This window comes from Candidatus Methylomirabilota bacterium (assembly GCA_028870115.1).
Lineage (GTDB): Bacteria > Methylomirabilota > Methylomirabilia > Methylomirabilales > Methylomirabilaceae > Methylomirabilis.
The window spans coordinates 1-1,111 of sequence record JAGWQH010000100.1; the positions used below are offsets into that span (position 1 = coordinate 1).

The window sequence follows — 1,111 nt, forward strand, 5'->3', positions numbered from 1 at the left end:
GTGTCTGTCGGGACCTCGGCCAATTCCGCCTTGGCCTCTGCCACCAGGTCCTCCACGACCTCTCCCGCCTCAGCGACCATCTCTTGACCCTTTTCATAGAGAGTGATGCCACCTTTAATCGTGGCCTTTGCCAGTGGCTTGACGATTGATGCAGCCAGAGGGATAACGACAGGGGCCAAAATGGCCGCGCCGATACCGATAGCCAACCCTGTCACGATGTTCCCCTTCAGCCCGTTCCCCAGTAGACCGTTATCCAGTAATCCCATGACGATCCTCCTTCTCCTTGAGATTTGCCGATACAATCATGTTGTCATGCTACGCTTCCCGAGGAGATCGTGTAAACAACTTCATTCATTACTTACCTCTTGTGACTCCCGCAACGCTCTCCGGGATCGCTCACGCCTGACATCCGGCTCCCAGGCTTTAGTGCTCGTCAAACCAGTACTGTCCCTGGTCATCCGTCACTGCCTCTCTCGGTGGACTAGACCCCAGCACAATTTTGGCCTTCCTATATATCTCGCTGCGCAATGTGTTATAAACCCGCCCGTAAAGGTTCGCCGCTTGCGCTTCCTCAATCCATCGGAACCCTGCAACCAAACAGATCATAGCAACGAAGCACATGGCGTCCTCCGGTAAACAGTGCGGGGTCTCGCGGAGGGACTCAACCCCGATGTTCTCGTTGCGGTTTTTACGAATTGTTTCCTTCGCCTTAATGTCGCAGTAACACAGCTACGCTAGATATATTCTGCGAGGGGACTGGAATGCGGCCTGGAGGGCCGAAGCTCTAACCATTCCCGTGAGACACCGGATGGCATTTCTGCTTTATCCAGAGTTCTGGGCCCGCTGGCTCGGCATCGTCTTCATCAACCTCAGCCTGTCCGGCGACAACGCCGTGGTCATTGCCATGGCAGTCCGGACCCTACCGCCCCGGGCACAGTTCTACGGCTTGTTTGGAGGAATAGTCGGGGCAGTAGCGCTTCAGATCACCTTCATCGCCATCGCCTCTCGACTCCTCCAGATCCCTCTCCTCCAAGCGGTGGGTGGGCTTGCCTTGGTCTGGATCGCCATGAAGCTCATCGGTACGAACGGGGGCGAGGGAGAGGGGAAGGCA

Annotated in this window: 2 protein-coding genes; one reads left to right on the plus strand and one right to left on the minus strand. The window is 56.3% G+C overall.

The annotated features are described in order from the left end of the window. The coding region (locus KGL31_11670) for a DUF5132 domain-containing protein (GenBank protein ID MDE2322549.1) at positions 1-266 on the minus strand (266 nt) is incomplete at its 3' end. A gap of 542 nt (positions 267-808) precedes the next feature. Between KGL31_11670 and KGL31_11675 the strand changes: the two genes are divergently transcribed. Next, a partial coding sequence (locus KGL31_11675; protein MDE2322550.1) for a TerC family protein occupies positions 809-1,111 on the plus strand: 303 nt, incomplete at its 3' end.